The organism is Embleya sp. AB8 (assembly GCF_049739465.1).
Lineage (GTDB): Bacteria > Actinomycetota > Actinomycetes > Streptomycetales > Streptomycetaceae > Embleya.
In genome coordinates, this window is record NZ_JBMHHY010000020.1 from 140,832 (window position 1) to 158,411 (window position 17,580).

Here is a 17,580-nt window from a genome sequence, read left to right on the forward strand (position 1 = left end):
GACCCGAGCCAACGCACCACGACACAGCGGTACTTTTTTGTTCTCCCCCGGCGAGGTCCCCAGCGGACGCCGGGGGTTCGGCTGTCGGGGCGAGCAACGCCAGGACCCGTGAGGCCCGGATCGAGACGATCCGGGCCTCACGGGTGTGCGCAGTTACGCGTGCAGAGCGGCCAGTGCCGCCTCGAGTTCGGCGCGCAGTGCGGCGGGCGCGGCCAGGCACACGGTCGAGCCGTCGGGCTCGGGCCACAGGTCCTCGACCACCTCGGCGCCGGCCTCGCGGGCGATCAGCGCGCCCGCCGCCACGTCCCACGGGTTCAGCCCGCGCTCGTAGTAGGCGTCCACCCGTCCCGAGGCCACCGAGCACAGGTCGATCGCGGCCGAGCCGGCCCGGCGCAGGTCGCGCACCCGGGGCAGCAGCGCGGCGATCACCGCGGCCTGTCGGGTGCGCCGCTCGACGGTGTAGCCGAATCCGGTGGCCACCAGGGCCCGGTCCGAGGAGGCCGAGGGGCGGCAGCGGATCGGCTTGCCGTTGCGGTACGCGCCGCCGCCGCGCACGGCGTGGAACGTCTCGCCGACCACCGGCACCTCGACCACGCCGAGCAACGTGCCCTCGGCCGTCTCGGCGGCGATCGACACACACCAACCGGGCAGGTCGTAGAGGTAGTTGACGGTGCCGTCGATCGGGTCGATCACCCAGCGCACGCCGCTGCTGCCCTCGCTCGCGTCACCTTCCTCGCCGAGGAAGCCGTCGTCGGGCCGATGGGTGCGGATACGTTCGATGATCAGTTTCTCCGCGGCCGTGTCCATCTCGGTGACCACGTCGGTGGGGCTGCTCTTGGTGGCCGCCACGCCCAGGTCGGCGGGCCGCTCGTGCAGCAGGAAGCCGCCGGTGTGCCGGGCCGCGTCGCGGGCGATGGCCAGGAGTTCCGCGGTGTCGATCGTCATGGGGCCATCCTGCCGGCGGCTCGGCCGAGCAGCGCCTGCCCGCGGGGCGCCCGGGCGGCCGTCGCCGGGTCGGCGGGCAGCGCCCGGGGGTTCGCGCTCAGCGCCCTGGGGTCGGGGCAGCAGCCGATCGGGCACACGTCGTGCGCCGCGCCCGACACCCCGAGCGCGCAGCGCGCGGGCGCCTCGCCGCGCAGCGTCGCGGCACGTTCCAGGACGAGTTCGCGCACCGCGCCGGCGAACCTGGGGTCGGCGCCGGTGGTCGCGGCCCGGCTGATCGGCAGCCCGATCCGCGCGGCCGTCGCGGCGGCCTCCACGTCGAGGTCGTAGACCACTTCCAGGTGATCGGAGAGAAATCCGATCGGCACCAGCACCGCCGAGGGCACCGCACCGCCCCGCCCCAGTGCCACCAGGTGGTCGTTGACGTCCGGCTCCAGCCACGGCACCTGAGGCGGCCCGCTGCGGCTGGAGTAGACCAGGTCCCAGTCGTGCGCGCGCCCGACCACGCGCGCCACGCCCTCGGCGACCAGGCGTGCGGTCTCCCGGTGCTGGGTCACGTACGCGTCCCCGTCGGGGCCCGCGGTGCGCGCGGTGACGGTGGGGATCGAGTGGGTGACCATGACCAGTCGGGCGCCGGTGCGGACCGGCTCGGGCAGTTCGGCCAGCGCGGCCACCACGTGGTCCACCAGCGGCTCGACGAAGCCGGGGTGGTTGAAGAAGTGCCGCAACTTGTCGAACGCCGGGGCCCGGTCGCCGACTTCGCCTTGGGCCGCGAGCAGGTTCTCGTGATACTGCGCGCAGCCCGAGTAGGAGGCGTAGGCGCTGGTCACCAGGACCGCGGCGCGGCGGATCCCGTCGTCGGCCATCCGGCGCACGGTGTCCGCCAGGTAGGGGCGCCAGTTGCGGTTACCCCAGTAGACCGGCAGGGCCGGCCCGTGCGCGGCGAGGTCGGCCTCGATCGCCGCGATCAGCGCGCGGTTTTGCGCGTTGATCGGGCTGGCGCCGCCGAAGTGCGCGTAGTGCCCGGCGGCCTCCTCGAGGCGTTCGCGGGGCACCCCGCGTCCCGCGGTCACGTTCTCCAGGAACGGCAGCACCTCGTCGGGGGCGTCCGGGCCGCCGAAGGAGAGCACCAGGAGCGCGTCGAACGGACTGGGGTCGGGGGCCGGTGTCGCGTGCATGCCTGTGATCCTCGCATCGCGGACCCCCTCCCCCGCACCCGACCTGCGGAGGAGGTCAGTTGCGGCGGATCGACGCGCGAACCCTTCCGGGTCCGTGGGCGCGCGAGTAGTGTCCGGCAGATCCCGCGGCGACCCCAGGAGGAACGCGTTGAGCAGCACCACCCCCGCCGTTGCCAAGACGCCGCCCACGTGGCGGAACTGGACCGGAAACCAGTCCGCGCGACCGCACTCGGTGCTCACCCCGCGCTCCGCAGAGGAGGTCTCGGCCGCGGTCCGCCGGGCCGCCGGGCAGGGCTTGGCGGTCAAGGCGGTCGGCGCGGGGCACTCGTTCACCTCGGTCGCGGTCACCGACGGGGTGCAGATCCGCCCGGAGGGACTGACCGCGGTGCACGCGCTGGACCGGGCGGCGGGGACCGTGACGGTGGGGTCCGGGATGCGGCTGAGCGATTTCAACGCGCTGCTCGCCGGGTACGGCCTGGCGCTGACCAACATGGGCGACATCGCGGTGCAGACCCTGGCGGGCGCGACCTCCACCGGCACCCACGGGACCGGTCGGGCGTCCGGTTCGCTGGCCGCGCAGATCCGCGGCCTGGAGATCGTGCTGGCCGACGGCGAGATCACCACGTGTTCCCCGACCGAGAACGCCGAGTTGTTCGCCGGTGCCCAGGTCGGCCTGGGCGCGCTGGGCATCGTCACCGCACTGACCTTCGCGGTGGAGCCGAGCTTCGTGTTGGAGGCGCGCGAGGAGCCGATGAAGCTGGACGCGGTGCTCGCCGACTTCGACGCGCTGTGCGCGGACAACGAACATTTCGAGTTCTACTGGTTCCCGCACACCGACAACTGCAATGTGAAGCGGAACAACCGGATCGAGGGGCCGGCGCAGCCGTTGTCCAAGGCACGTTTCCTGCTGGACGACGAACTGTTGTCCAACGGCGTGTTCTCGCTGGCCTGCCGGGTCGGCAGGGCGGCGCCCCGGACGGTGCCCACGATCGCGCGCCTGTCCAGCCGCGCGTTGTCCGCGCGTACCTACTCGGACACCTCGCACAAGGTGTTCACCAGCCCGCGCCGGGTGCGCTTCATCGAGATGGAATACGCCCTGCCGCGCGCCGCGGCCACTGCCGCGCTGACCGAGGTGCGGGCCTTCGTCGAGGCGGCCGGGCTGCCCATCGGCTTCCCGATGGAGGTGCGGGTGGCCCCGGCGGACGACCTGTGGATGTCCACGGCGTACGGCCGCGACACCGCGTACCTCGCGGTGCACATGTACAAGGGGACGCCGCACGAGCGCTACTTCACCGAGGTGGAGAAGATCATGGTCGGCCACGGCGGGCGCCCGCACTGGGGCAAGATGCACACCCGCGAGGCGGACCGCCTCGCGCAGCTCTATCCGAGGTTCGCCGACTTCACGGCGCTCCGGGACCGGGTGGACCCGGAGCGCCGCTTCGGCAACGAATACCTGCGGCGGGTACTGGGCGACTGAGCGGGCGCGGGTGCCGGCCGGGCCGCCGCGCGCGGTTCAGCGCCGGGTGGTGTCGGTCCCGGCTGCCGCGTCGGACCGCGGGTCGTGGTCGGCGCCGCCGAGCGCGCTGCCGCCGGCCGCCGCGCCACCGTTCGCCGCACCCGCACCCGCACCGCCGCCCGAGCCGTCGGCGGGCGGGGTGGTGGGCCGGGACGTGGTCGGCGGCTTGGACGTGGTCGGATCGGACGAGGGGGTGCCGCTCGGGCGCGTGGCCGGCGTGGTCGAGGGGGCCGGGGTAGCGCCGCCGGGCTCGCCCGAGGTGCCCTTGTCGCCGCCGGCCGCACTGCGGGTCGGCTCCGGCGTCGCCGACGCGTCGGGGGCCGGCGTCGAACCGCTCGGCGGGCGCGGGGTCTCGTGCCGGGCGGGCTTGTTGTCCACGATCCGCGAGATGGTCGAGTCGCTCCCGCCGCCGTGTCCGAACAGGCTCGCGAACGAGCGGCCGATCGCGGTCTCGGCGAGCGTGACGACACCCATCGCGACGACGAACACCAGTACGGCCCCGATCAGCGAGCGGGCCAGCCAGACCCGCTCGGGGCCGTCCGAGGCGGGTTCGACCTCGTCCGCGCCGGTCGCGGCGGGCTCGATCCACTCGTAGCCACCGACCGGCAGCACCATCGTCTCGGCCGCCGCCGGCCGCGGATCGAGCGTGCCGGGCAGTGGCCCGGGGCCACCCTCGTTCGGCTGGACCAATACCTCGCGCAGTTGTTCGCCGGTGCGCCGGAAGAGGTGGACGTACAGCGCGCTGCCCACCGTGGCGACCACACTCGCGAGCGCCGCGCCGATCACCGTCCCGGCGACACCGAGCGTGGAGAGCAGGAAAGCCGAGGAGATCGCCGCCAGGGCACTGCCCACGACCTGCACCACGTTGACATCGATCCGGCGGCGTTCACTCCCGGTCCTTTCCGGCATCACTTTCCTTGCATGTTCATCGCACATTCGGTCACGGACAGCGGCTAATCATGAAAAACAGGACTTCACCCTGATTACGACTGAACAGCCCATCCGTATCGTTCCGATCGGCTCATTCTTGTGATCGACATCACCCCGGACGGCCGAAAACGACTCCTCCGAACGGGACGCGCCGATGCGGCGCGGTGTGTCCCGGTAGAGCCCCCGAATGGAGTACTGTTCACGCCAGGTTCCGGAACGACCCGTGCGCGAAGGGGGAGGCGACCAACCGCAGGGGTCAGGGTGGGGCACCGCCCCGGCATCTACCCGAAATGGTGTAACCAGGGCAATTCGGCCAGTCAGGTAATAAATCCGACACGCCGGACAACTCGGTCAGGTTGTGGCTTTGTCGAGGCTGGGCAGGTCACACTCGTAGCGGGAGCAACGACGCAGGTGACGTCGGCAGGCACCACCCGGGAGGTCCCCATGCCCGAACTGCGTGTCGTGGCCGTCAGCAACGACGGCACACGGTTGGTGCTGAAGGCTGCCGACGGCACTGAGTACATGTTGCCCATCGACGAACGGCTCCGCGCCGCCGTCCGGGGCGACCGCGCCAGACTCGGCCAGATCGAGATCGAAGTCGAAAGCCAGCTCCGCCCGCGGGACATCCAGGCCCGGATAAGGGCCGGGGCCACCGCGGAGGAGGTCGCGCAGCTCGCCGGCATCCCGGTGGACCGCGTGCGCCGCTTCGAGGGTCCCGTACTCGCCGAGCGCGCCTTCATGGCCGAACGTGCCCGCAAGACCCCGATCCGCCGCCAGGGCGAGACCACCGGGCCGCTGCTCGGCGAGATCGTCACCGAGCGGCTGCATCTGCGCGGCGCGGACTCGGAGTCGGTGCAGTGGGATTCGTGGCGGCGCGACGACGGCAGCTGGGAGATCCTGCTGCTCTACCGCGCCGACGGCGAGCTGGGCTCGGCGAGTTGGAGCTTCGACCCGCCCCGACGCCTGGTCACCACCAACGACGACGAGGCCCGGTCGCTGATCGGCGAGCACCCGGCCGCGTCCGAGACCCCGTTCCCGTTCCGACCGCGCCTGGCCACGATCCCGCGCGAGAACGAGGACGACGCGATCACCAGCCTGCTCGACGCCGTACCCGGACTGCGCGGCGAACCGCAGGGTCAGCCGCAACATGCCTCCCCCGGGCCGATGCGGATCGACGTCACCGCGCTGGCCGAGCGCCCGCGCGTGGGCGGCATCGAACGCGCCGAGCGCCCGGATCGCATCGAACGCGTCGAGCGCGCCGAACGGGCCGAGCGCCAGGAGCGGGCCGAGGCGATCGAGGAAGAGGACGCCCAGGCACCGGCCGCCGCGGCGGGCGCGGGCAGCGCGTACGAGAACGTGCTGGTACCGCGCGGCGTGGTCGGGCCGCATCGCGAGCGACTGGTCGGCAGCACCGACCGACAGGCCGAGGCGGACGGCGTGCGTCCCGGTCGCCGGGCCACGGTGCCCAGTTGGGACGAGATCGTCTTCGGGAGCAGGCGCAAGCGGCGGGAATGATCGATGGGGTCGATCGAGGTTTCCGGAGCCGAGGGTCCGTTACCCGGGCCCTCGGCTCCTTTTCCGCGGGTTCGGCGGGAGGGGCTACTCCCCGGTGGCCACCGGGCGTCGCGGGTCGGTGATCCAGTCGCTCCACGAACCGGCGTACAGCGCGGCCGGGATGCCGGCCAGGGACAGGGCGAGCACCTCGTGCGCGGCGGTCGCGCCGGAGCCGCAGTACGCGGCGACCCGCGCGCCGGGGACGGCGCCCTTGGCCGCGAAGTATTCGGCCAGCTCGGCGGGTTCGCGAAAGCGGCCGTCGGGGTGGGTGTACTCGGTCGCCGGCGTGCTGACCGCGCCGGGGATGTGCCCGGCCTTCGCGTCGATCGGCTCGGTCTCGCCGCGGAAACGTTCACCGGCGCGGGCGTCCAGGAGGACACCACCGGCGGCCACCAGGGCCGCGGTCTCCTCGGCGTCCAGCCGGCGCAGGGTGCCCGGGCGCGGTACGAACGTGCCCGGTTCGGCGGGTTCCGGCACCACGTCGGTGACCGGCCGACCCTCCCGGGTCCAGGCCGCGAGGCCGCCGTCGAGCACGCGCACCCGGTCGTGGCCGAAGTAGCGCAGCAGCCACCAGGCGCGGGCCGCGGCCACACTCTGCCCGCCGTCGTAGACGACCACGTCGGTCTCCGGTCCGACCCCGAACCGGCGCATGGTCGCACCGAACGCGGCCGGTTCGGGCAGCGGATGCCGGCCGCCGGCGCCGGTGGGGGTGTGTGGTCCGGACAACTCCGTGGAGAGGTCGACGAAGTGGGCGCCGGGCACATGGGCGACCCGGTAGGCGTCGATGCCGGGCGGGCCGCCGAGCTGCCAGGTGGCGTCGAGCACCAGCGGCGGCCCGAAACCGTCCAGGGCGGCGGCCAGATCGGCCGCGCTGATCAGGGAACTCATACCGGCATCCTGCCGCGTACGGCGGCCGGCGACGAGCAGATGTCCGACCCGGGTGGCAGCATCGACTTCGTATTGCCCGAATTTGTCACCGTCTGCCGAGGAGGCAGTGATGAGCGATTGGACCTCGCGATATCCCACCGGGGTGCCGTGCTGGGTGGACCTGGCGGTGCCCGACGTCGCGGCCGGACTGGCCTTCTACCGGGGGCTGTTCGGCTGGGAGGGGGAGCTCGGTCCGGCCCACCTCGGGCACTGCACGACCTGCGCGCTGGACGGGCGCCCGGTGGCCGGCCTGCTGGACCGGACGCCGGCGCAGCAGGGGCCGATCGCCTGGACCACCTACCTCGCGGCGGACGACGCCGACGCGACGGTCCGCCGGATCACCGGGGCCGGCGGCCGGGTGATCGTGCCGCCGATGGAGGTCGAGACGCTCGGCCGGATGGCGCTCGCGGCCGATCCGACCGGGGGTGTGTTCGGCATCTGGCAGGCGCGGGACCACCTCGGCGCGGGGGTGGTCGGCGAGCCCGGCGCGGTGGTGTGGAACGAGCTCTACACGCCGGACAGCGCGCGGGCCAAGGAGTTCTACGCGGCGGCGTTCGGCTACACCTACCAGGACATGTCCGACGCCGACTTCGACTACGCGACATTCCAGGTGGGCGACGTGCCGCGGGGCGGCGTCGCGGGCGCCCGCAACGGGCCGCCGCCGCACTGGGCCGCGTATTTCGCGGTGGGCGACGCGGACGAGACGGTCGATCGGGTCGACGCGCTCGGCGGCAAGGTGCTGCGCGGGCCGGAGGAATCGCCATATGGCCGGGTCGCGGCCCTGCAGGACCCACAGGGCGCGGTGTTCAACGTGATCGCGGTGGCGTCCAACCCGAACGACCCGGAATAGCGGGCGTGCCGATCGGGGCCGGCGGAGCGGCCGAACCCAGCTCGCCACTCCGACCGGAAACCACTCCACCCTTGAACCAAACGGGTGACGTAGAGTCGAGTCCGACGGGCTCCCGTCCGGAAACGGGGTCCGGGATCGACGGGACCCGTGCGCCTACGTACACACGGAATCGCGCCGCCCGCGACCTTCCTCGGCCGGGAGACGCATATCGTCCGACCATCGAGGGGGTCCATTCCCATGGGCAAGCTGTTCAAGATCGTCCTGCTGCTCGGCGCCGCTGCGGGCGTCGCCACGCTCGTCGCTTCGAAGAGGCGCAACCAGGCCTGAATCAGGCGGGATTCGGCAAAGGGGCGGGCTCCGAGGAGACCGCCCCTTTGCCGTGGCCGGCGTGGGCCCGGCGACCATCCGCGAAGACGAAGGTCGCGAGCGAACCGAGTCCCCCGACCCGGCAGGGCCCTGCGGCCGCGAACTAGGCGCGGACTTCGAGCAGGGGGACCGACTGCTCCGCCGCCGTCATCGAGCCGTGGACGCCGATCAGGCGGGCTTCGCCCGGTTCGCGGCGGGAGGCGATGACGGCGATGTCGCCGAAGGCCGCCGCCACGATGTCGCCGATGCGAGGGCGGACCCGATCCTCGACCTTGGGGCCGAACCAGCCCGAGTCGATGGCCTCTTCGCGGGTGGCCACCCACATCTGGTCACCGAGCATGTCGTCCCAGATCGCGTGCACGTCCTTGGTCGCACCGGGCCGGGTGTAGACGTGCCGGGCGCGGGACTCGCCGCCGAGGAGCGCGACACCGGCGGACAGGCCCGGGTCGGCGTCCACATCGACGCGGTGTTCGGGGGCCACGTCGACCATGCCGTGGTCGGCGGTCACGTACAACACCGAGTCGGCGGGCAGCCCCTCGGCCAGTGCCCGGACCACCCCGTCGATCCGGCGCAGTTCGGCGCGCCACTCGGGTGAGTCGACGCCCGTGCCATGGCCGCAGCGGTCGAGTTCGCTCGCGTAGGTGTAGACCAGGACCGGTCCGGGTCGGGCGAGTTGCCGGTGTACGGACTTGACTCTGGGCTCGCCGAACTCCGCGCCGTAGTAGCGGCCCCCGGCCAGGACCGCCTTGGTCAGCGGGGTGTGTTCGAACATCGCGTCGTTGACCTGCGCGACGGTGATGCCCGCCGCCGCGGCGCGTTCCAGCACGCTCGGATAGGGCTGCCAGTCGCGCGGGCGCACGTCGTCGGCCCAACGCAGTTGGTTCATCAGCCGGTTCTCGCCGGGCACCACCGTCGAGTAGCCGACCAGGCCGTGCACCCCGGGGGTCAGCCCGGTGCCGAAGGAGGCGAGGCTGGTCGCGGTGGTGGCCGGGAAGCCGGCCGTCAGCGGGCGACCGCTGCCGGCGAACGACGTGGGCAGGAGCGAGTGCAGGTAGGGCGCCTCGACCGGATGCGCCCGCAGCAGCTCCCAACCCAGGCCGTCGATCAGGAACACGCACGCGGCGCGCGCGGGCGCGAGGCCGAGCGGGTTCCGCTCCCCCGGCAGACCGAGGGAGGCGGCTATGGAGGGCATCAGGTCGGACAGCGCCCCGGTCCCGTAGCGGGGCAACGGGACCGGGGGTTGTTCGTCGAGCCAAACGGAGGCGCTCACTGGTTGATGCCGGCCACGGCCTCGGAGAGCGCGCGGGCGAACGTGAGGGTGAGCTCGACCGCTTCGGGGCCGTCGGCGGCCTCGCTGACCCGCAGCGAGAGGTCGTCGGCGGTCAGCGAACCGGTGTAGCCGTGATCGACCTCACAGTTCGGGTCGGCGCAACCTGCCGGTTCGAGGTCGATCCGACCGACCGCGCCCCACCCGATGGTGAGCACGGCCTCGCGCGGCGGGGCGCCCGGAACGTATTCGGCGGGGTTGCCCACGACGCGACTGACCACGACCGATTCGAGTCGGTCGATCCGCACCGTCTCGGTGGACGTGGTCGCGTACGGCGTGGGCGACGTGTCGTCCGGCGCGTGTTCGTCGGTGTGGCTGACCAGGAAGCGGCCTGGCGTGAGCACCAGAACGGTGATGTGGCGGCGGACCTCATTGGAATCGAACGTGGTCTCCTGGTGCACCAGGAAAGCGTCGACCGGCTCGGTGCCGATCGTGGACTCGACCGCGTCGGCAACGAGGCTCGGGTAGTAACCGCTGCGCTCGATGGCCGTGCGCAGCCCCTGGGTCGAGGTGGTGGTCTTAGCCATACCCCCATCCTGGCACCTCCGGGGGCACACGTGCGCCATCCACCTCGTCCGAAGATCGGGTCGCATACCGGCCGTTGCCGAATGGTGACGGTTTGTCGACGTAATGACAGGCCCGAACGGGTGAGGTGGATGCGCACTGTGGGTACGGCATCCACGGATCGCCACCGTGCGCCTTCCGTGCGCCCTCCCGTTCGACGGTTCGGCGGGGTTGACTGATCCCTCGAGAGGCCCGGCCGGGGCAACAGGGACGCGCCGTGTAGACGGTGGCACCGGCGGATCTCTCACGACACTCGGGCCCCCGGGCGGGGGTACGAGTGACACCGCCTCGCCGCCGGGGACACTCGGGGAAACGACCGGCGCGGGGCGGCTCGGTCCGGAAAGCGTCGAACGGCATGAAATGCGCGGCCATGTGGAGGGCAGGCGCGGAGGGGCATGCCGCGGAGCGGATCCGGCCCGGAGCCGTCGCCGTACGTAGGTGCCACAGCTCGGGGTGGCATGTGAGTACGGCGGCGGTTCCGTATGTCCTCCTAAGAAACGTCCAGGTACGAAATGCCCACGTGCGAGATATCCGGGTGCGCACCGGCTACGGCCGGGACAGGGACCTCGGGCCCAGGTCGGTGCGGGCCGGGGGGCGGGACAGGCGGATCAGCGCGCCGAGTACGTGTGCGCCCTCGGGGGCCACCACGACCGGGTTCAGTTCGATCGACGTCACCTGCGGCAGGTCGTCGGCCAGCCGGGACAGCCGCAGCAGGATGTCCTCGAGGGCGGGCACGTCCACCGGACGGGCGCCGCGATATCCGAACAACATCGGAGCCGCCCGGACCTCGCGGACCAGGTCCGCCACGTCCTGGTCGGTGGCCGGGACCAGGCGGTGCGCCACGTCGCCGAGCAGTTCGGTGGCCGGTCCGGCCAGGCCGAACGAGAGCACCGCGCCGAAGGATTCGTCGTAGGTCAGGCCCAATACGGTGGCGATCCCGTGCGGCGCCATCGACTGCACCACCAGGCGGGCCTGGTCCGGGCCGCCCAGGCGGGCGGTCAACTCCCGGAAGACTCGGCGCAGTCCGGCCTCGGCGCCGATGTCGAGCCGCACACCGTCCACGTCCACCCGGTGGCGCAGATGTTCGGCGATGGTCTTGAGCGCGACCGGGTAGCCGAGTTCGGTCGCCGCGCGGACCGCCGCGTCCTCGCCGTCCACCCTTACCGCGCGCCGCAGTTCGATGCCGTAGCAGTCGAGCAGCTCGGCCGCGTCCGCCGGGGACAGGCCGGCCGCGTCCTCGCCGCCGAGCCGGGCGCGGACCAGCGCGCGGGCGTGGTCGGTGCGTACCTCGGGGTGTTCGGGCACCCGGCCGGTGGGCCGGCGGCGCCACGCGGCGTAGCGCACCACCTCGGCGAGCGCGCGGACCGCGTTCTCCGGCGCCGGGTAGGAGGGCACCGAGCCGAACGCGGGCACCCCGTCCGCGTCGAGTCGGCGCAGTTGGGTGGGCAGTCCCTCGTGCGCGAGGTAGGTGGTCAGCAACGGCTTGCCGATCTCCGCCGCCCGTCCGGCCATGTCCGCGATCGCGCCGGCGACCTCGTCGCCGGAGGTGGTCAGCGGCGGGATGAACACGGTGATCACCGCGTCGGTCTCGGTGCAGGCCAGCGCGTCGGCGAGCGCGGCGCGAAAGTCGTCGGCGGTCGCGGAGGTGGTCAGGTCGACCGGGCGCAGCGGGTTCAGGCCGGCGCTGGCGCAGGCGTCCTGGGTGAGCAGGCCGAGCGAGTCGGAGTTGCCGATGATCGCGATCCGGTCGCCGGCGGGCAGCGGTTGGTAGGCGAGCAGTTGGCCGACGTCGAAGAGTTCGGCGACGGTGGGCACCCGGATCACGCCCGCCTGGCGGAACAGCGCGTCCACGGCCGAGTCGGGCAGGCTCAGCGCGCGGGTGACGTGGCCGAGCGGGACGCCCTGGCTGTGCCGTCCGGATTTGACCGCGACCACCGGTTTGCTGCGCGAGACCCGGCGGGCGAGGCGGGTGAACTTGCGCGGGTTGCCGATCGATTCCAGGTGCAGCAGCACCACGTCGGTGGCCGGGTCGTCCTCCCAGTATTGGAGCAGGTCGTTGCCGGAGACGTCGGCGCGGTTGCCCGCCGAAACGAACGTGGACAAGCCGATGCCGCGACCGACGGTGGATTCCAGGATGGCGATCCCGAGCGCGCCGGACTGGGCGAACATGCCCACTCGGCCGCGGCGCGGCATCCGCGGCGACAGGCTCGCGTTGACCCGCAGTTCGGGGTCGGTGTTGAGCACGCCCAGGCAGTTCGGGCCGATCACCCGCATGCCGCGTCGGCGGGCGGCGCGGACCAGTCGGCGCTGGCGTTCGCGGCCCTCGGGGCCGGTCTCGGCGAAGCCGGAGGAGACCACGACCAGGCCGTGCACGCCCTTGCGGCCGCATTGTTCGACCACCTGCCGGACCGCGTCGGCGGGGACCGCGACCAGGGCCAGGTCCACCTGGCCGGGGATGTCCAGTACGGAGGCGTAGGTCGGCACGCCGTCGATCGGTTCGCGGCCCGCCTTCGGGTTGACCGCGTACACCTCGCCGGTGAACTCGCCGGCGCGCAGGTTGGCCAGGAGCGTGTGGCCGACCGTGCCCTCGCGCCGGCTGGCGCCGATCACCGCGACCGAGCGCGGGGTGAGCAGGCGCGCGATCGAGCGGGCCTCGGCGCGGTGTTCACGGCCGAGCATGACGCCCAGTGAGGTCTCGGTGGGCGCGAGTTCCAGGGTGAGTCGGACCACGCCGTCCTCGAACGCGGACTGCTGGGTGTAGCCGGCCTCGGTGAACACGGTGACCATCCGCCGGTTGGACGGCAGTACGTCGGCCACGAAGCGTCGGATGCCGCGTTCGCGGGCCACCGCGGCGATGTGTTCGAGCAGGACCGACGCGACGCCGCGGCCCTGTTGGTCGTCCTGGACCAGGAAGGCCACCTCGGCGGTGGCGGAGCGGCCCTGGGGGCCGGTGCGCACGGAGCGGCCGTCGGGGCCGATCCGGTCGTAGCGCACGATCGCCAACATCTCGTCGCCGACGAACAGGCCCAGGCCCACCCGGTCGACCCAGTCGTGGGTGGTGAAGTGGCGCACATCGCGGTCGGACAGCCTGGGGTAGGGCGTGAAGAAGCGCAGGTATTTGGATTCGGCCGAGACGCGCGCGTAGAAGTCGACCAGGCGACCCGCGTCGTCCGGACCGACCGGGCGTACGTGGGCGGTCGCGCCGTCGCGCAGCACGACGTCGGCCTCCCAGTGCGCGGGGGGCTCGGCCGGCGGACCTGCGGTGTCGGTGGGCTCCACGGTTGTGAGGCTAACCGGTGGGACGCGCTGTCGGTGGGTTGGCGCCGACCCGACTCGGCCGGTGTCCGGTGCGCCTGATAGACCATCAGATACCGTGCCCGTCTCTCGCCGTAGGAGGCATCCCATGTCCGCTCAGGGCCTGTCCGCCGCTTTCCCCGTCGCCGACATGGCCGCCGCGGTGCGGTTCATGACCGCGGTGCTCGGCGCGGAACCGACCTTCGTGGACGGGGAACGCTGGGCGCAATTCGACGTCAACGGAGGTCGCCTGGCGCTGGCGGGCACCGATCGAGAAGGCGAGTCGGCGTCGGTGATGGTCAAGGTCGCCGACCTCGACGCGGCGCTGGTGCCGCTGCGCGAGGGCGGGTTCACCGTGGGCGAGTCGGTCGAGGGCCCGCACGAGGTGCGCGCGCGGGTGACCGGGCCGGACGGCTGGACCGCCGTGCTGTACCAGCCCCGGCACTGAGCGCGGGTCGGGGCGGGACGGCGGATTGCCATGATCATCGGAGTATCCGAGCGCCGGGGCGACGCCGAGCCGCCGCGTCCCGGCGCGTATGCGGCGCCCCTGCCGCTCGCGCCCGGTAGCGTGCTTCCGGTGAACGGCTTGCGGATCCTGCCGGAGGTCGCGGACGCGCTCGCCGCGGGGCGACCGGTGGTCGCTCTGGAGAGCACGATCATCGCGCACGGGCTGCCGCGTCCGGACAACCTGCGGGTGGCGCGCGAGATCGAGAGCCGGGTCCGGGCCGCGGGCGCCGTTCCGGCGACGATCGCGCTGGTCCACGGTCGCCCGTCGATCGGCCTCGACCCCGAGACGCTGGAGTTCGTGGCCACCTCGCGGGATGTGCTCAAGGCCGGGATGCGTGATCTGGGGCTGATCGCCGCGCGGGGCGGGCATGCCGCGACCACCGTGGGCGCGACCGCCCATCTGGCGCATCAGGCCGGCATCCGGGTGTTCGCCACCGGCGGGCTCGGCGGGGTGCATCGGCAGGCTCGGGAGAGTTGGGACGAGTCGGCGGATCTGGTCGCGCTGACCCGATGCGGGCTGACCGTGGTGTGCTCGGGGATCAAGTCGATCCTGGACGTGGGCGCGACGCTGGAGCGGTTGGAATCGCTCAACGTGCCGGTGGTGGGGTTCGGTACGCATGCCTTCCCCGGGTTCTACCTGGCCGATTCGGGCCATCGCCTGGAGTGGCGGGTGGATACCGCGGACGAGGTGGCCGACGTGGTGCGCGCGCACGAGGCGCTCGGACTGGGGCGCAGCGCCGTGGTGGTGGCCAATCCGGTGCCTCGGGCCGAGCAGTTGGATCCGGTCCTGCACGATCGGGTGCTCGATCGGGCACTGGCCGCGCTGGCCGCGAGCGGGATCCGCGGCAAGGCGGTCACTCCGTACCTGCTGGAGTTCTTCCACCGCGAGACCGGCGGCGCGAGCCTGGCCGCCAACGTCGCCCTGATCCTGGGCAACGCGGACCTGGCGGCCCGGATCGCGAGGGCCCTGACCATCGGCTGACTCGGCCGACGGACGGCCGGCGGCCCGCCGCAGGCGCCGACGGCACCCACGACACCGAATCGGTCCGGTGACCGAGGCACGGACGCGGGAGCGAGTGCCCGCGCCCGGTCACCGGCCCGCCGGCTCCGGTCCGCCGGTCACCCGCGGCCAGCGGGCGCGCATCCTCGGTACCGCGTGCGCGAATCGGGCCGCCGCGCGGACCGCCTCGCGCATCGAGGCGTACTCGGCGGCGCCGGTGCCCGCGATGTCGAACGCCGTGCCGTGGTCGACGGACGTGCGCAGGATCGGCAGGCCGACGGTGACCGAGATCGTGCCGTCGAAGTCGAACGTCTTGGCCGCGATGTGGCCCTGGTCGTGGAAGTGCGACAGCACCCCCGCGTAGCGCCCGCGCAGCCCCTGATGGAAGACCGCGTCGGCGGGGATCGGACCGACCACCTCGAGCCCGGCCGCCCGGGCCCGCTCGACGGCCGGTCGCAGGATCGTGATCTCCTCGTCGCCGAACGCGCCGCCCTCTCCCCCGTGCGGGTTGACCGCCGCCACCGCGAGCACCGGGTTCTCGTCCTCGCCGAACACGAGCAGCGCGTCGTGCGCCGCTCGGATCGCCGCGTCCACCCGCTCGGCGGTGAGCAGGTCGAGCGCGGTGCGCAAGGACGCGTGTCGTGTGGTGAAGAAGATCTTCAGGCCGCCGACCACGAACATCGTGTCCGGGTGTACGGCGCCGGTGAGTTCGCCGAGCAGTTCGGTGTGGCCCAACTGCCGGGAGCCGGCCGCCCAGATCGACTCCTTGTTGATCGGCGCGGTGGCGATCGCGTCGACCTGCCCGGCCTCGGCGACTCGCACCGCGCGCTCGATCGCGGCGAGCGCCGCGGCGCCCGCGGGAGCGCCGACCCGCCCCCACGGCATCGCGTCGGCGATCGTCGCGTCGGTGACGGTCGCGGTGTCCAGGATGTCGACCACCATCGGGTCCGGGTCCGGCGCCCGCTCCGGGGAGTCGATCGGCCGCACCCTCAGGTCCAGCCCACAGACCCGGGCGCCGCGCCGCAGCGCCGCGGCGTCGCCGACCGCGACGCACCGCACCAGGCCGGGCAGGCCCGGGTCGACCAGCGTGCGGGCGACGATCTCCGGACCGATACCGGCCGGGTCGCCCAGGGTCAGCGCGACCACGGGCCGCGGGTGCCCAACGCCGTCAGCCATCGATCTCCCCAACCGTGACCACCATCGGCGCGGCCGGCGCGACGGTGGATCTCATCCGTAGGTGCAGCGCGCAGGCCACCGCGGCGTGCGCGTCGCCGACCAGGCCGCCCTTGGCCGCGAACGGCAGCCCGTCGTGCGGCCCGCCGACCAGCCGGCCGGCCACCACGAGCGGCTGTACCTCGGTCTCCACCGCGAGCCCGTCCGCGTCCAACGCCGTGCACACCGCGCCCGCGATGTCTCCGCCGGTCGCGAAGACCCCCGCGAACGGCGCGGCCACCAGGGTGCGCCGGACCGCCTCGCCGAGCAGCACCGGGAGCCGCGCGGCGAGCACCGGGTCGACCCGGTCCGGCACCCGGGTGCGGATCCCGATCAGCGCCGTGCCGGTGCGGGCCAGCGCCACCAGGTCGGCGGCCACCCGGACCGGATCGGGCGCGTCGCCCACCTCCAGCCAGCGGGCGCCGAGCCGGCGATCGGTCTCGGCGATCTGCTCACGGCTGAGCCGACTCAGGCTGCCCGCGACGCCCAGCACCGGCCGCCCGGTGGGCACCGTGCCGAGGGCGCCGACCAGGGCCGCGCCGAACGGCCCGGGGTCCACCGGCAACCAGCGCAGCTCACCGCCCAGGGCCGCGGCGGCGGCGGCCAGCGCGAGTGTCTCCACGTCGGCCTCGGTGACCGCGTCGCACACCAGCACCCGGGCGCCCGGGTCGAGCAGCGCGCGGGCCAGGCCGGACGAGTCGCCGCGCACCACGTCGAGCGGGACGTGCGCGATCGGCCGGTCGATCGCGTCGAACGTCTGCAGCACACACGAGGAGGTCACCGGGTCGAACGGATCGCGGGCCGCCTCGCTGTCCGCGATCGGCACGCCGTGCACGTGGTGGATGCCGCCCTCGGTGGTCCGCCCGGCCTCGGGGTGCGCGGCCACCACCAGGGCGCGCACCGGCGGCCCCGAGCGCGTGTCCAGGACCTGGAGCAACGCGGCGGTCTCCGCGCCGGGGTTGCCGCGCAGCGTGCTGTCCACCCGCTTGGCCACCAGCGGCACGTCGGGGAACACGGACGCGCCCGCGACCACCCGGCGGGCGGCCTGCACTCCGGGCAGATGCCGGGTGGCCAGGTCCAGCACGAGCACGTCCGGCGCGCTGACACATTCCCGAGGCGGCCCTCCGGTGACCAGGGTGCGCATGCCGCGCCGGGCGAAGCGCACCGCGGTCGCGTTGGCACCGGTGAGGTCGTCGGCGAGGACGAGCACACGTGGACCGGATCGCCCCGTACTGTCTGTCAATTACGGTCCCGTTTGTCAGATCAAGATCATTTTTATCCGCTTGGTTCCATGCCTTCCCGGAGTCTTGCGGCCCGGCACCGTGACGGTCAACGTGCGGAGCCCGGTCCCGGTCGTTGACCGCTCGAACGGGTGATGCGAGGGTGCGTTCCGGCACCCACGACGCGGTGCCG

Annotated in this window: 14 protein-coding genes; 5 read left to right on the top strand and 9 right to left on the bottom strand. The window is 73.2% G+C overall.

The annotated features are described in order from the left end of the window. Positions 1-153 precede the first annotated feature (153 nt). Positions 154-945, bottom strand: coding sequence for an inositol monophosphatase family protein (locus ABIA38_RS28685; protein ID WP_424641750.1), 792 nt, complete (start codon positions 943-945; stop codon positions 154-156). Beyond that, on the bottom strand, positions 942-2,120 hold the full coding sequence (locus ABIA38_RS28690; RefSeq protein WP_424641751.1) for a ferrochelatase: 1,179 nt from the start codon (positions 2,118-2,120) through the stop codon (positions 942-944). The genes ABIA38_RS28685 and ABIA38_RS28690 overlap by 4 nt, the downstream gene beginning before the upstream one ends. A gap of 148 nt (positions 2,121-2,268) precedes the next feature. Here ABIA38_RS28690 and ABIA38_RS28695 point away from each other — a divergent pair, with 148 nt between their 5' ends. Continuing rightward, the gene (locus tag ABIA38_RS28695; protein WP_424641752.1) at positions 2,269-3,597 is read left to right on the top strand and encodes a D-arabinono-1,4-lactone oxidase; all 1,329 of its coding nucleotides are present in this window, start codon (positions 2,269-2,271) and stop codon (positions 3,595-3,597) included. A gap of 36 nt (positions 3,598-3,633) precedes the next feature. Here ABIA38_RS28695 and ABIA38_RS28700 read toward each other — a convergent pair whose 3' ends face one another. After that, positions 3,634-4,545 (bottom strand): hypothetical protein, encoded by a 912-nt coding sequence (locus ABIA38_RS28700; RefSeq protein ID WP_424641753.1) that lies wholly within the window; start codon positions 4,543-4,545, stop codon positions 3,634-3,636. 432 nt (positions 4,546-4,977) lie between these two features. Here ABIA38_RS28700 and sepH point away from each other — a divergent pair, with 432 nt between their 5' ends. Then, a complete protein-coding gene (gene sepH / locus ABIA38_RS28705; protein ID WP_424641754.1) occupies positions 4,978-6,081 on the top strand; it encodes a septation protein SepH in 1,104 nt (367 codons plus the stop codon). Between the two features lie 84 nt (positions 6,082-6,165). Here the strand turns inward: sepH and ABIA38_RS28710 are convergent, their stop codons facing one another. Continuing rightward, positions 6,166-7,008, bottom strand: coding sequence for a sulfurtransferase (locus ABIA38_RS28710; protein ID WP_424641755.1), 843 nt, complete (start codon positions 7,006-7,008; stop codon positions 6,166-6,168). Positions 7,009-7,117: 109 nt separating this feature from the next. On the opposite strand from ABIA38_RS28710, the gene ABIA38_RS28715 reads away from it, so the two are divergent. Beyond that, complete coding sequence (locus ABIA38_RS28715) at positions 7,118-7,897, top strand: VOC family protein (protein WP_424641756.1); 780 nt, start codon at positions 7,118-7,120, stop codon at positions 7,895-7,897. Positions 7,898-8,366: 469 nt separating this feature from the next. Here ABIA38_RS28715 and ABIA38_RS28720 read toward each other — a convergent pair whose 3' ends face one another. The 3 genes from ABIA38_RS28720 to ABIA38_RS28730 all read right to left on the bottom strand — a co-directional run bounded on the left by ABIA38_RS28720 (position 8,367) and on the right by ABIA38_RS28730 (position 13,433). Continuing rightward, positions 8,367-9,533 carry an alkaline phosphatase family protein gene (locus tag ABIA38_RS28720; RefSeq protein WP_424641757.1) on the bottom strand — a complete coding sequence of 389 codons (1,167 nt, stop codon included), beginning with the start codon at positions 9,531-9,533 and terminating at the stop codon, positions 8,367-8,369. Then, positions 9,530-10,117 (bottom strand): DUF5998 family protein, encoded by a 588-nt coding sequence (locus ABIA38_RS28725; protein WP_424641758.1) that lies wholly within the window; start codon positions 10,115-10,117, stop codon positions 9,530-9,532. Before ABIA38_RS28725 ends, ABIA38_RS28720 begins: the two co-directional genes overlap by 4 nt. A gap of 583 nt (positions 10,118-10,700) precedes the next feature. Continuing rightward, entirely contained in the window at positions 10,701-13,433 is a 2,733-nt protein-coding gene (locus ABIA38_RS28730; RefSeq protein WP_424641759.1) for a GNAT family N-acetyltransferase, read from the bottom strand. Between the two features lie 124 nt (positions 13,434-13,557). Here ABIA38_RS28730 and ABIA38_RS28735 point away from each other — a divergent pair, with 124 nt between their 5' ends. Both ABIA38_RS28735 and ABIA38_RS28740 read left to right on the top strand, forming a co-directional pair. After that, positions 13,558-13,896, top strand: coding sequence for a VOC family protein (locus tag ABIA38_RS28735; protein WP_424641760.1), 339 nt, complete (start codon positions 13,558-13,560; stop codon positions 13,894-13,896). Between the two features lie 30 nt (positions 13,897-13,926). Further along, entirely contained in the window at positions 13,927-14,937 is a 1,011-nt protein-coding gene (locus tag ABIA38_RS28740; protein WP_424641761.1) for a pseudouridine-5'-phosphate glycosidase, read from the top strand. Between the two features lie 108 nt (positions 14,938-15,045). Here ABIA38_RS28740 and pdxA read toward each other — a convergent pair whose 3' ends face one another. Both pdxA and ABIA38_RS28750 read right to left on the bottom strand, forming a co-directional pair. Continuing rightward, positions 15,046-16,131 carry a 4-hydroxythreonine-4-phosphate dehydrogenase PdxA gene (gene pdxA, locus ABIA38_RS28745; protein ID WP_424641762.1) on the bottom strand — a complete coding sequence of 362 codons (1,086 nt, stop codon included), beginning with the start codon at positions 16,129-16,131 and terminating at the stop codon, positions 15,046-15,048. Beyond that, positions 16,124-17,377 carry a four-carbon acid sugar kinase family protein gene (locus ABIA38_RS28750; RefSeq protein WP_424641763.1) on the bottom strand — a complete coding sequence of 418 codons (1,254 nt, stop codon included), beginning with the start codon at positions 17,375-17,377 and terminating at the stop codon, positions 16,124-16,126. Before ABIA38_RS28750 ends, pdxA begins: the two co-directional genes overlap by 8 nt. Positions 17,378-17,580: the final 203 nt, after the last annotated feature.